The organism is Microbulbifer guangxiensis (assembly GCF_021729075.1).
GTDB classification, from domain to species: Bacteria; Pseudomonadota; Gammaproteobacteria; order Pseudomonadales; family Cellvibrionaceae; genus Microbulbifer; species Microbulbifer guangxiensis.
In genome coordinates this window covers 63,565-76,917 of record NZ_JAJSAQ010000005.1, presented here as the reverse complement: position 1 = coordinate 76,917, position 13,353 = coordinate 63,565, and the positions used below count along the sequence as shown (strand labels likewise).

Sequence of the window (13,353 nt, the reverse complement as noted above, 5' to 3'; positions counted from 1 at the left end):
GCTTTAGAAGCTGGACTTGAGGCTCAGGTAGTAATAACGGCCGTAGTCGTTATGGGCGTCGGAGAAGTAACCGAAGTAGGCGTCCGCCAGGGGAGCCCGCTCGTCGGTCAGGTTCTTCACGCCGAAGCGCACACGATTGCTTGCGCCCGCGTAGTCGAAGCGATAGTCCACGGTGGCATCGTAAGTGGTCATCGACGGGATGACGTAACGGGTGCCGTCCGCAAGGGTCAGGGAATCCTGGTAGAACTCACCGATCTGGAAGCCGCTCAGTGAAGCACCGAACTTGTCGTAGCGCCAGCTCAGCTGCAGGGAGTGACGTTCTTCCTGGTTACCATCTTTACCGATCAGGTCAGCAAAACCGGCGACCGGGAAGTTGACCGGGATATCGCCATTTTTCTGTGCTTCAACCAGCACTGCGGCATCGCCACCGGCATCCTGTTCGAACTGGGTGGTGAAGGAGCCGTTGTACTTCAGACCGAACTCACCAAAGTCAGTGTACAGGTCGTAGTAGATGCCCACGTCGTAACCGGCCAGGGTGCGGGTATCCAGGTTGGCATAGCGGTCGTTCACAGAGTCGACGGTGCCTGCGGCACAGATGCCGGCTGCCTCATAGAAGCCCGCCTCGTCCGGATCGATTTCGCCACGATTGACCGCGGAGTTACCGACGCCGGCACAGTTGGCGGTGCCGTTCTGCAGGCGGTAGTAGAGGTCCAGCAGGGTATGGTTTTCCTCACCGAACAGGCCGATGGTGTCCTCTTTCTCGATGGTCCAGAAGTCCACGGTCATGGTCAGGCTGTCCAGCGGAGTGAACGCCAGGCCCAGTGAGGTGTTGGTGGACTGCTCGGCCTCGAGCTGGTCACTGCCCTCGGCGATACGCTGGATGGAGTAGGTGCAGTCCAGTACATCCTGGTCCGGATCGCCGCCGTTCTCGGCTGCATACACACAGGCCCAGTCGGTAGTGGTGCTGTTCCGGGCAATGATTTCCTCATTGATGGTGACCAGGTTCGGAGCACGGAAGGCCTCGGACCAGGAACCGCGCAGCAGCAGCTGCTCAACCGGACGGTAACCGAATGCGACTTTACCAACGGTGGCATCGCCGAAATCGGAGAAGTCTTCGTGACGAAGGGCCAGCTGCAGGTCGAAGTTATCGAACACCGGTACCTGTACCTCACCAAAGATGGAGGTGACAGAGCGCTCACCGCGGTTGTCCGGAGTCGGGCTGGAGTTCACCACGTCGGAGACGAACGGGTAGGTGTCACCTTCCTTGTCGGTGAACTGGATGGTGCCGTCGAGGCGATCATCGCGGTCATCGACGAAGGATTCCTCGCGGTACTCGAAGCCCGCCAGGGCCGCGACGGAGCCGGCCGGCAGAGAGAACAGGGCATTGTTGGAGAACTTCACGTCGAAGCTCTTCAGCTCGCTCTCGCTGTCACGACGCACGTCGATCAGCGCGCGCTCGATATTGCTGTTCACACCACCGCTCAGCGGGTTGTAGGCATCCAGGGTGGTGTCGTTGAGGGCTTCCTGCATCAGGGTGTTGGATACCCGGTTGCGGGTCACGTCAGACTTCTCGTCCTTGTTCCACAGCACAGCAGTTTCCCAGTCCCAGTCGCCGTAGGTGCCGCGCAGGCCCTGCAGCAGGCGGAAGTTGTCGCCGTCGTTCTCGACGATGCGCGGCAGCTCTGCGAAGCGGTAGTTGTCCAGCACGAAGTCAACGCCGAACGGGTTGTACGGGTTGTCTGCGGAGAAGATCAGCTCGGAGGTCGAGAAGGAAGCGGTCGGGTGACGGCTCATGGTCGTGGAGGAGCTGTACAGGCCGATTTCGGAGAAACTCTCCATGCCGTTGGCCAGCTCATGGTTCACGAACACGAACAGGTTGTTGCGCTCCAGCTCCGAGCTTACATCGCGGAACTCGTTCAGGTTGTAGCGCTCAGTTCCCTGGCCGTCGGGCGCACCACAGACATATTGGTTGATCGCAAAGGTACAGCGCTCGTCACCAAACGGGTAAATCTCCATCTCGCCGCTGCGGTCCGTCAGGCCCTCATCCTGCAGGTTGCCGGAGGGCATATCCAGCTGCGGGTACAGGGAATTGGCGCTGTTGTTGCGGAAGGCGGTGTCGTCGTACCAGGGGGAATTCTCCGGGATCAGGTCGCGCAGGTCGGAGTTTGCCCAGCGGGGGTCTTCAGAAGCGGCGATGCGGTCGCGCTGGTAATGGCTGAAGAAGGCACTCACATTGGTGCGGCCGCCATTGAAGGTTTCGCCCCACTCGATGGCCAGCTTCTGGGTGTCGCGCTCGAAGTTGTCGTACTCGGTGTGCTTGACGGAAACGCTGAAACCGTCGAAATCGTTCTTCAGCACGTTGTTCACAACGCCGGCCACGGCGTCGGCACCGTAGATCGCCGAGGCGCCGTCGCGCAGGATTTCCACACGCTCGAGGCCGGCGGTAGGCAGAACGTTGGAGTTGGCGGTTACCACGGGTACGAAGCTGCCACCTACTTCTTCGGTCTGGTAAGCAGCGGCGTTCACCACCCGACGACCGTTCAGCAGTACCAGAGTGTTACCGGTACCCAGGTTACGCAGGTTGAAGGCACCGATATCACCGCGGGCGGAGTTCACACCGCCGCTGATGTTCTCGGCTTCGTTAAAGAAGTTCTGGCCGTTTTCCGGGATCAGTGCCAGCAGTTCCTCACCGGAATCCACACCCATGTTGGCGATATCTTCGGCATCAACGACAGAAACCGCCAGTGCCTCATTGATCTGCGCCCCCTTGATCTGGGTACCGACCACGGTCACCTGTTCGATGGATTCTTGCTTGGTGTCTTTCGCCGGGGTACCTGTAGCCGTGGCGGCGGCCTGTTCCTGGATAGCCAGTGCCAGCGGGCTCAACAGCATGCCGGAAAGCAGCATCATGGATCGCTTCATGGAGTTCTCCCTCATCATGGAAGTGCTCATTTCTTGAGCACATTTATTGTTAGAGTTGGTCTTAATCGGATTACTTCTAACAAGCTCAACGCATGAGTGAGGGAAATCCCCTATTCGGAGGGAAAGATTATTCGCCGTTGATCAGGAACCGTTCGGTCCCCCAGCTGGGCTGATAGTGGATGGTCTCGCCGGAAGTGCCACCGGGTCCCCGCAGAGCAAGGGCCAGGCCTGCGACGATCAGTAAAAGCGCGATGACGGACTGCCAGCGATTGCCGGGAGCCGGGGCGGGACCCACCTCGATGGCGGGTTGCTGCCGGGGTGTGGCCACCTGCGGGAAGATCATCACCTGCGGCGCATGGATCTGGCCACGGACATGGGACAGGGAGGCCGCACGGGCATAGAGCTGCGACAGCTCCTCGAAAGCCCAGCGGTGCAGCGGATCATCATCCAGCCACACGGCCAGCTGCCGCCGTTCATCGAGACTCACATGGTCAGCATCCAGGCGAGCGAGCCAGGCCGAGGCCTGCTCCATCACATCGTCGGGAATGCCAATGCAGAGCCATTCATCCAGCTGCAAGTCTGATCTCCTCGCGCTCCTCGCGCGCGGCTGCAGGTGGGGTCTGGGCCGTCCTGGCAGCGACAAGATGCTCTCGACACAGGCGCATGCCCTTGGCCAGATGGTTTTCCACGGTCTTGTTGGAGATGCCGAGGATGCGCGCAATGTCCTCGTGGGAGTGACCGTCAATTTTGCGCATCACGAAGACCTGTCGGCACTTGGGCGGCAGTGCATTGATGGCCGCCAGCAGTGCACGCTGCTCCTCTTCCCGGGTGATCTGGCTCTCCACCGCTTCCACCTGGGTGGCCTCCTGGAGGTCGTGCTGGGCGCTGATGCCATGCTGCTCCACCACCTTCTGGTGGCGCAGCACGCTGATGGCCAGGTTGCGCGCTACACGGAACAGGAACGGGCGCGGCTCCAGGGTCCGGTCTTCCTGCAGGGCAATAAACAGCTTCAGGTAGGCCTCCTGCAGTACTTCCTCGGCCTGGGCTGGTTCCAGCATACGCCGCAGGCTCGCCAGCAACTGTTCGTGGGTTTCCCCATAGAGCGCGTTGACCTGTTGCTCGACAGTGAGCGGGGGGCGGAATACTGCCGCGGTGAAGCGGGAAAAGCTGAATTTGGAGAAGATACTGTTCGACATGGGCGCCCTTTGATTATTTTTCTAGGTGCGCGCATCAGCGCTGAGCGAGGGATATTAGCATGCTAGCCACAGCCTGCTGTAGCTCAAGGTTTGGTCGAAGCAGCGGGGAGCGGTCACTCGGGCTGTGCAGAAAACAGCCAGCCCACTCAAGCCTGCCGCCATACCCGCACACGCCGGTGTTGACCAAATGTTCGCCAGCCCTACCGCTGGCGCCCAACTCTTGGTTACCCTGAGCGGTGTTAACAATGACGGAACCGCGAAAATAATGAACAAGATGTATACGCTGGCAGTGGTTGCAGGTTTCTTACTGGCTGGCTGCGCCACACAGTCAGAGCTGCCGCCAAGGGCAATCGTCGAGCCCTCTGTGATCTATCAGGCTATCGAGGTCGAGCAGGCCCTGGATGCCCGTGAAGGGCAAGCCATAGAGGCGGGCGCGCCCTGGTTCAAGGTGCTACCCGGCAATATCCCCGTCATCATTACTGCCCCGCATGCCACGCGTCCGCTCCGCGATGGCAACCGCCGATTCTCCGATGGCGGCGGCACCGCGGCGCTGGCCCTGTCTGTAGCAGGGCTCACCGGTGCCCATGTGATCTATACCACCGAGGAGGGCCCCTCGGACCCCAACTACTACGATGACAACGATTTCAAGCGAGAGCTGGCCCGCCTCATTAATGAAGTCCGCCCCCGCTACGTGCTGGATATCCACGGCAGTCACCCCTACCGCCCCTACGATATCGACCTGGGCACCATGAGCGGCCGATCACTGCTGGGGGAGGACGTATTGCTGCATGAACTGATTGCCAGCCTGCGCGGCGAGGGGCTGGATAACCTCTCCTACAACTACTTCGGCGCTTCGAAAAACCAGACCATCACCAAGTTTGCTTCTGGTCTCGGCGTACCGGCGATTCAGGTGGAGGTGAATACCACTTACCTCTCGCCCTCCGAGGGCAACCTGGAAGCGCAGCGCTTTTCCAAACTGGTTCAGGCCCTGGTGCGCTACGTTGAGAAAGAAGAGTCGGGCACCGTGAAATAACCTCCACGCCTATCGCGACTCTGGTCATGGTATGGTTGGTCGGTTAACTGAATAACTAGTCACAACCGACCCGGCTCCGGCCCTGTCGGCAGGGAGTGCATACCATGGCAAGGCTCGCGAAGTTGCTGCCCGCTCTATCGGTCATTCTTTTATTGCTGGTTCCCCAGGCCTGGGCCGCCAGCGCCTCTGAAACCCTGCAGCAGGTCATTGACGATCACTGGCAATACAGCCTGAAAGAAGACCCGATCATGGCAGGCCGCATGGGGGTGGCGGACTACAACGATCAGTTGCCCGGTGTCGCGCCGGAAGATCGCCAGCGGCGCCTGAAAGCGGAAAAAGACTTCCTCGCCCGCCTGCAGGCCATCGATGCCGACCAGCTGACCGACGCGGAGCGCATCAATCGCGATCTGCTCAGCTGGGTACTGACAAACTCGATCGAGAGCAGCGAGCTCTTCCTCGAACGCATGCCATTCAATTCCTACGCAAGCTTCTTCTTCGACGCCGTGGAGGCCAGCAATGGCTTGGCAATGGCGAACGTCAAAGACTACGAGGACTATATTGCCCGTATCCGCGATTTCGGTCGATTCTTTGATGAAAATATCACCAATATGCGAAAAGGCATCGCAGACGGCTTCGTGCAGCCGAAAATTGTTGTGCAGGGTGTTGCCCCCGTTGTTCGCGCTCAGGTGTATGACGATCCAAAGAAGAGTCGCTTGTATAAGCCATTCCAGGACATGCCAGCTAGCATTCCTGCTGCAGAGCAGAATCGCCTCCGGGCTGCGGGAGAGAAAGCCATAGGCGAAATCGCCAACCCAGCTTTCGCGCGTGTCGCTGACTTTCTCGAGGGTGATTACATGGCGGCGGCCACGGACACACTTGGCGCCGAGCAGCTACCGGGTGGCAAAAAGTACTACCGCCACAGCATCAAGACCTATGTCACCCTGAATATGGATCCGGCGGAAATCCACAAAATCGGCCTCTCTGAAGTCAAACGCATTCGTGCCGAGATGGCCGAGCTAATAAAGGAAATTGGCTTTAATGGCAGTTTCGAGGAATTCACCGAATTCCTGCGCACTGATCCCCAGTTCTACGCCAAAACCCCGGAAGAACTGTTGAAGGAAGCCTCCTATGTAGCCAAGAAGGTTGACTATCGTCTGCCCGAATTCTTTGGCAAGCTGCCTCGGCTCCCCTACGGCGTGGTACCGATCCCGGATGAGATCGCTCCGAACCATACCACCGCTTACTACAATCCCGCCGCTATCGGTGGTTCAGTCGGCGGAGGCTACTTTGTAAATACCTATGCACTGGATCAGCGCCCGCTATACGAACTGCCGGCTCTGTCCCTGCACGAAGCCGTCCCCGGCCATCATCTGCAGATTGCTCTCAGCCAGGAACTGGAAAACATCCCTGACTTCCGCCGTAATCTCTACCTCAGTGCCTTCGGTGAAGGCTGGGCGCTGTACTCCGAACGCCTGGGCAAAGAGATGGACGGCATCTACACCACCCCCTACGAACACTTCGGCCGCCTCAGCTACGAAATGTGGCGCGCCGCCCGCCTGGTGATCGATACCGGCATCCACTCCCAAGGCTGGACCCGCCAGCAGGCACTGGACTTCCTCTCCGACAACACCTCCCTGTCAGACGCCAACGTGCGCGCCGAGGTAGATCGCTACATCTCCTGGCCGGGCCAGGCGCTGTCGTACAAGATGGGGGAGATCAAGATTCGGGAGTTGCGCGCCAAAGCGGAGAAAGAGCTTGGGGATCAGTTTGATCTGCGCGCATTCCATGATGCGGTGTTGGCGAATGGGGCTTTGCCGATGGAGATGCTGATACGAAATATAAGCGGTTATATCGAGGGTAAAAAGCATAAAAAATAGCGGATTAAATGGACAGGCGCCTCAAAGCTAGGAATCGCTCTCGTTAGTCCGCGGCTATATGCCCTTATGTGGCCTGAGGGTAAGCCGCACATATAAACGCATGTGAGAGCTGGGATCTGCCTCAGGAACGGAATGATGATCGGGGGAATTTAAAATGAATGTGCGAGAACTGCTGCAGAGAGACCATGGTATAGATGTACGTATCACTGGGGGGAACGGTAGTAGGAGCGATCCATATGTAGTGGAACACTGTAATGCGGATGAATCTGCACTGACACAGGTCTATCTTTTGAGAGGTATTGCTAAGGGGCTCGGAGAGCTATGGTGCATCAGGGATTGGAATTTTTGCCAGAGTGGTTTGGCCACAGAGGTAGTGGTTATCGATGCCTTGCGCTTCACCCCAACACAAATAGAAACTTTTACCCGCGGCGTTTATTTTGATACACGATCTGTTGTAGGCAATCCGTGCATGCTGCATCCGTTGATATCATGGCGTGGTCCTGTCGACATTCCTTTTCTGCCCTATGAGTTGGGTTGGCTGCACTTCGACAAAGTGCTCGATAACACATCTTGCGTTGGGGGTTTCGATCAGACCATTCTCTATAGTGGCTTTGGAGCTAAGGCAAGTATCTACATATATCTAAGGTCAGACGTAGCTGCAGAAGCAGAAGCAGGAGCTGCGAGAGCTGCTGAGCTAAAGCGGGCTTCCGAAGTTCTGATGTGTGCTGATTTAAAGGACCCATGGCCGGTGGTTGAAAAGGGTCCTTTTGCAATAAAGTTCTATATTGATGGTAGTGATATAACTACGCTTGGAGTTGCAGTTAGAGGACGATACTTCGTCAAAGTGCGCCTTACCTATTTTGATGATCCAAAGATGCGGGAGCTGATGAACTCAACATTGAACGCCCTTTGTGCATTCTTACAATTACCTTCAGCAACTAAGCATTAAGGGTGCTCTACTGTAATTGAAGCTAAGAATTTACTTGTCTGGCCCCTAGTTCTCAGTTTTTAGTGGCAGGCATGGCGAGAGTTTAGGCTTGCTCGGACTAGCGCAAAATATTCGAGAGCACACCCAAAACCACTCCGTGTCTGAAGTTGCTATAGTCAAGTATTGTCTTGGCACACAAATAGATTTTTGTCTGATTCTAAAATCTCATCGCTGAGCACTTCATTTCCAGACAATGATCGTAACTTGTGCGATTAATTGGTCGCATACAGTTTGGAGCTGGAAACCTATCATATTGATGAAGTAATGGATGACACCCTGATACAGGCTCAGGATCTCCGCAGGTCCTATCGCAACGGTCACGAGAAAATCCGCGTACTCGACGGTCTGTCGTTGGAGCTGCGCCGCGGTGAGGCGGTAGCGGTCATCGGCCCCTCGGGCTCGGGCAAAAGCACACTGCTGAACCTGCTCAACGGCCTGCTGCGCCCCGATAGCGGCCAGCTGCAGGTGTTTGGCCGGCATCAGTCCGAGCTAACTGAAACCGACTGGGCCGAATTGCGCCGCACCCGCATCGCCACCCTGTTCCAGGATGGCAACCTGATTCCTACCCTAACCGTGGCCCGCAACATCGCTTTTCGTGCCGGGCTTGCCGGCCTGCGGGAGCATGAAGGCGATGCCTTGCTCGAGCAGCTGGATATCGCCGACACCGCCCACCGGTATCCCGACCAGATCTCCGGCGGCCAGCGGCAGCGGGCGGCGCTGGCGTGTGCCTTTGCCATGCAGCCGCAACTGATACTGGCCGACGAACCCACCGGCAGCCTCGACCAGGCCACTGCCAAACGGGTGAGCCCGCTGTTCTTTGATGCAATCCGCGAGCGCAATGTGGGCGCGCTGATCGTTACCCATAACCCGGAGCTGGCCCGCAGTTGCGACCGGATTCTGGAGCTGCGGGAAGGAGCCCTGCACCCATGGGACTCGGCAGCGTCTTTTTAAGCCATTACCGCCGCCACCCGGGGCAGCTGGCGGGCCTGCTGCTGATCCTGGTGTGTGCCGCCATGCTCTGGAGTGGTGTGCGCTCACTTACCGGTTCGGCCGAGGATGCCGTCAGCCGCTCCCGGGCGGCGCTGGAACCGCTGCTGAGCGTGGTCCGTGCGGATGGCCGCCCGGTGACGGGGGAAGATTATGCGCAGCTGCGCCGAGCCGGGCTGTGTGCGTCGCCGCGCCTGCGGGTGCGCTTGCCCGGAGAGGATGCCCCGGGGGTAATCGGTATCGACCCTTTCAGTGCCAGTTGCCTGCGCCAGTACAGTGAACAGCAAAGCGGGGGCGCATCGGCGATCGAATCACTGTTTACTGAACTCGATAATCCACCGCTGCTGGGCAGTGCCGCCGATCTGAAGCGCTGGCAGCAGTTGTCGCTGCCGGGTGTAGCTGATTACCCCATTGAAGAGACGGAGGGCCTGCCGCACGGGCAGCTGCTCACCGACATTTCCGTCGCCGCCACACTGGCAGCGGCGGGTCGCGGCACGTTGGAGATTCTGCTGCCGGCGGCAGAAGTGGAGCGTGTCCCATTGCTCGATGGTTATAGCGCCCGGGTGGAGGATTACGGCGTGGAGCCGGATTCGCTGGTGGAGGCCTTCCTGCTCAGCCTCGATGCCCTCGGGGCGCTGGCATTGCTGGTGGCCGCGCTGTTGGTGCGCAGTGTGTATCGCTTCGCGCTGGAACAGCGCCGCCGCACGCTGGAGATCCTGGTCCGCTGCGGTGTGCCAACCGTAAAGCTGCGGTTGGCACTGGTGGCGGAGGTGCTGGTGATTGCGGTGATTGGCGGCAGCCTGGGGCTGTGGCTGGGCAACTGGCTGGCCTCGGCGATGGCGCAGGGATTCCAGGGCACGCTGAGCGGGCTGTTCAATATCGACACTCTGGCGCAGGGCGGGCCCACGGCGGGAACCTGGCTCGGCATGGTGCTGATCCTGGCGCTGGTGGTGGGCTGGGCCTGTGTGGACCTGCTGATGTTCCGCCACCGGAGTGCGCCGGTCACGGAGCGAATGCAGGGCTGGCGCTGGTTGGCGGCACTGGCGCTGGTGGCGGTTTCACTGGCGCTGCTGTTATCCACAGACCGGCTGTGGCTGATCTTCCTCTCCACCACCGGCTGCCTGATCGGCGCCGGCCTGCTGTTGCCGGAATTGCTGAACCGGCTGCTCGCCTATGCCGAACATCGCGCACGGCGACCGTTGCTGGAGTGGTCCTGCTCCGAAATGCGCGCCCTGTGCCGGGTGCTGCAGTTGCCGCTGACCGCACTGGCCTTTGCCATCGCCACCGCCATTGGCGTGCAGGCGATGGTCACCGGCTTTGAATCCACCTTTGGCCGCTGGCTGGACCAGCGCCTGCAGGGAGATCTCTATCTCGACCCGGGCCAGCCGGTCTCCGCGCCGGAATGGGCAAGTCAGTTACAGGCACTACCCAACGTTACCAGCGTATTGCCGATGGTGCGCGGCCGCGGTGTGCTCGGGGATCTGCCGGTGGATATCTTCGCGGTGGACCCCACGTCGTCACTGCTGCAGGACTGGCCTTTCCTCGATGCAGTACCCGACCAATGGCAAAAGTTGGCAAGCGGCGGTGTGCTGATCAATGAGCAGCTGGCCCGACGCCAATCCCTCGCTGTGGGCGACCGGCTCCGGTTCCACCTCGGTACCGAAGCGCAGGCGCGGGAGGTGATTGGCATCTATGCCGACTACGGCCGGCCAGAAGGGGAGCTGTTGTTGCCGATTGCCGCAGTACCGGAAGCATTGCCCGGCCGCTACGCGACGTTTGTGCTGGGTGTGGATGACCTCAGCAAAAGCGGCTGGCAGGACTGGCCCGAGCAATACGCCTGGCTGGCGGAAAGCCGCCTGCGGGATCAGGCCGGCCTGAAACAGGCCGCCAACGCAGCCTTTGCCCGCACCTTCCAGATGACCCGCATGCTGAACACCCTGACACTGGCCCTGGCGGGTACCGCGCTGGCGCTGATGGGGCTGGTGATTTTCCGCCTGCGGCAGGGCAGCTATACCCTGCTGCATGTGTACGGTGTGCCGCGCAACAACCTGCGCAGGCGGTTGATTGTGCACAGCATGCTGGTCACCGGTTTGTTGGCCTTGTTGGCAACGCCAATGGGCATTTTCCTCGGCTGGGTTTTGGTAGCTCAGGTGAACCCCGCCGCGTTTGGCTGGGCACTGCCGCTGAAACTCTACCCCGACTTCTGGCTGCAGGTGTGGCTGGCTTGCCTTGCCATCGGCGCTTTCGTGGGTGCACTGGTGGGCGACCCGGTACGGCTGGAGACGCTTAAGAATGAATAGTGTGTGCCGGTTACTGCTGTTGATGTTACCGCTGCTGTTGCTGGCCGCCTGCGGGGAGCGGGATGACGCGGGCACGTCCATGAGTGCGCTCAGCGAACCGCCCGAGGGATTCCGCCAGGCCGCACCGGGCATGACCGTCAGCCTGCCGGCGGATCTGGGCGCGCACCCGGAATACCGTCTGGAATGGTGGTATCTCACTGCCAACTTGCGCAGTGCCAACGGCGAGCGCTTCGGCGTGCAGTGGACGCTGTTCCGCAACGGCCTGCGGCCGGGGCCGTTTGAGGGGGAGAAACCCGGCTGGCAGCTGGATGAGGTCTGGCTGGCCCACGCGGCGCTGAGCCGTCCCGGCGAGCACCATTTCGCCGATCGCGCCGCCCGCGGAGGCACCGGTCAGGCCGGCGTCACTGCGCAGCCGTTCAATGCCTGGATCGATCACTGGCAGCTGGCCAGCTCGGCGCAGGGAAAATGGACACTGGCGGTGGAGGCCGAGGACTTCAGTTATCAGCTGGAATTGCAGCCACTCTTGCCGCCGATACTGAACGGCGAAAAAGGCTTCAGCGCCAAATCTCCAGGTGGCGGCGGGTCGATGTATTTCAGCTATCCGCAGCTGGCGATTGAAGGTGAAGTGAAAATTGAGGGTGAGCGCTTTGTGGTCAGGGGGCAGGGCTGGTTCGACCGCGAGTGGAGCAGCAAGTACCTGAAGCCGGATCAGCAGGGCTGGGACTGGATGGCGCTGCACCTGGACGACGGCCGCCACCTGATGGCTTTCCGCGTGCGCGGGGCCGAGGACTTTTATTCGGGTACGCTGGTAGCAGCCGACGGCAGCGCGCGAACGCTCACCGCCAAAGACTTTACCCTGAAGCCACTGGAAACCCGCGACAGTCACTATGGCGAGGTACCGGTAGTGTGGCAGCTACAGGTGCCCTCGGCCGGGCTGGATCTGAAGGTCGAATCCTGGCCCGGTGACTACTGGAACCCGGGCGCGCTGCGCTACTGGGAGGGACCGGTGACCGTCAGAGGCAGCCTCAACGGGGAAGGTTACCTGGAGATGACAGGCTACGGAAACTGAAGGAGCGACAGCTGTGAGCGTTCAGGCCATTTACGGATAACCCCAGACGGTAACAAACCGTCGATAAGAAAGATTTATCGAGAGGGCAGCGATAGGTAGGGGTGTCAGGTCGGGAAAAATTTCTGGCGCCTGCGCGTCCGTCAAGGATATGAGTGACATAGTCGGGGGAGGAGGATGCACTGGGTAATACAGAAAGAGATATTCAGAACCGTAAATTACAACTTGCTTATCGATGCACTGGTGCGGATGTCTGTTCCTCACACAGCCATATCGATTCCACCAGGAGCACGAGGACTTGAGCCGGAGATAAACCCGAAAGGTAAGGTCTATGTGTGTGGAGCGCTGAAGCTCGCAGAAATTTCACGGGCTCGGGGTTGGTCTCCCGGCCATTTTTTCAACGGACAATTTCGCTTTGATAAGTGGGAGGAGCGTCTGGGGAATGAACTTCTCAATCATGGCGCGCAGGTCTGCAAACTGAAAGACGTCAGTTTGACGGAAAGGGGTAGTTGCTTTATTCGTCCTCTGGAAGATAGCAAGGCATTTGATGGGCGTGTATACAATCGGGCAGGTCTGAATACTTTTCTGAAAGCAAGCGCTGGCACCCATGTGCGAGATATGACTGTCGTCGTTGCCCAGTGCAAAGAGATTTATCAAGAAAGTCGGGTTTTTATAGTAAAAGGAGAAATCGTAACGGGCTCGGTATATAAAGTCGGTGGAAAGCCACATCTATCCAGCCTACTGAACGATGACGTAATAGAGTATGTACAAAAAATCATGGAGATATGGCTTCCATTCGAATCGTGCGTAATCGATATTGCGCTGACAGGAGAGGGTCTGAAAGTAATCGAATTTAACAACATTAACAGTTCAGGCTTTTATGCGGTGGATGTACCGAAGTATGTTGAGGCGATTGAGGTTGCCTACGGATAAAATATGATTCTGAGAGGTTGGTGATTTGCGCCTCAATTTTATTGCCTTGAA

10 protein-coding genes are annotated in these 13,353 nt (G+C 59.0%); 7 read left to right on the top strand and 3 right to left on the bottom strand.

The window, feature by feature from the left end; all coding sequences use genetic code 11:
• Positions 1-3 precede the first annotated feature (3 nt).
• From LVD12_RS12260 to LVD12_RS12250, 3 genes are all read right to left on the bottom strand, one after another.
• Positions 4-2,922, bottom strand: a complete 2,919-nt coding sequence (locus LVD12_RS12260; protein ID WP_237068014.1) for a TonB-dependent receptor domain-containing protein — start codon at positions 2,920-2,922, stop codon at positions 4-6.
• 127 nt (positions 2,923-3,049) lie between these two features.
• Positions 3,050-3,499 (bottom strand): FecR/PupR family sigma factor regulator, encoded by a 450-nt coding sequence (locus tag LVD12_RS12255; RefSeq protein ID WP_237068013.1) that lies wholly within the window; start codon positions 3,497-3,499, stop codon positions 3,050-3,052.
• Positions 3,486-4,118, bottom strand: a complete 633-nt coding sequence (locus tag LVD12_RS12250) for an RNA polymerase sigma factor (protein ID WP_237068012.1) — start codon at positions 4,116-4,118, stop codon at positions 3,486-3,488. Before LVD12_RS12250 ends, LVD12_RS12255 begins: the two co-directional genes overlap by 14 nt.
• A 265-nt stretch (positions 4,119-4,383) precedes the next feature.
• Here LVD12_RS12250 and LVD12_RS12245 point away from each other — a divergent pair, with 265 nt between their 5' ends.
• The 7 genes from LVD12_RS12245 to LVD12_RS12215 all read left to right on the top strand — a co-directional run bounded on the left by LVD12_RS12245 (position 4,384) and on the right by LVD12_RS12215 (position 13,302).
• The gene (locus LVD12_RS12245) at positions 4,384-5,151 is read left to right on the top strand and encodes a YajG family lipoprotein (RefSeq protein ID WP_237068011.1); all 768 of its coding nucleotides are present in this window, start codon (positions 4,384-4,386) and stop codon (positions 5,149-5,151) included.
• Between the two features lie 104 nt (positions 5,152-5,255).
• On the top strand, positions 5,256-7,028 hold the full coding sequence (locus LVD12_RS12240; protein ID WP_237068010.1) for a DUF885 domain-containing protein: 1,773 nt from the start codon (positions 5,256-5,258) through the stop codon (positions 7,026-7,028).
• 241 nt (positions 7,029-7,269) lie between these two features.
• Entirely contained in the window at positions 7,270-7,977 is a 708-nt protein-coding gene (locus LVD12_RS12235) for a hypothetical protein (protein ID WP_237068009.1), read from the top strand.
• A gap of 303 nt (positions 7,978-8,280) precedes the next feature.
• Positions 8,281-8,967 (top strand): ABC transporter ATP-binding protein, encoded by a 687-nt coding sequence (locus tag LVD12_RS12230; RefSeq protein ID WP_237068008.1) that lies wholly within the window; start codon positions 8,281-8,283, stop codon positions 8,965-8,967.
• Entirely contained in the window at positions 8,943-11,303 is a 2,361-nt protein-coding gene (locus LVD12_RS12225; RefSeq protein ID WP_237068007.1) for an FtsX-like permease family protein, read from the top strand. Before LVD12_RS12230 ends, LVD12_RS12225 begins: the two co-directional genes overlap by 25 nt.
• Positions 11,296-12,372, top strand: a complete 1,077-nt coding sequence (locus tag LVD12_RS12220; protein ID WP_237068006.1) for a lipocalin-like domain-containing protein — start codon at positions 11,296-11,298, stop codon at positions 12,370-12,372. The genes LVD12_RS12225 and LVD12_RS12220 overlap by 8 nt, the downstream gene beginning before the upstream one ends.
• Positions 12,373-12,546: 174 nt before the next feature.
• The gene (locus tag LVD12_RS12215; RefSeq protein WP_237068005.1) at positions 12,547-13,302 is read left to right on the top strand and encodes an ATP-grasp domain-containing protein; all 756 of its coding nucleotides are present in this window, start codon (positions 12,547-12,549) and stop codon (positions 13,300-13,302) included.
• The last annotated feature ends 51 nt before the right edge of the window (positions 13,303-13,353 follow it).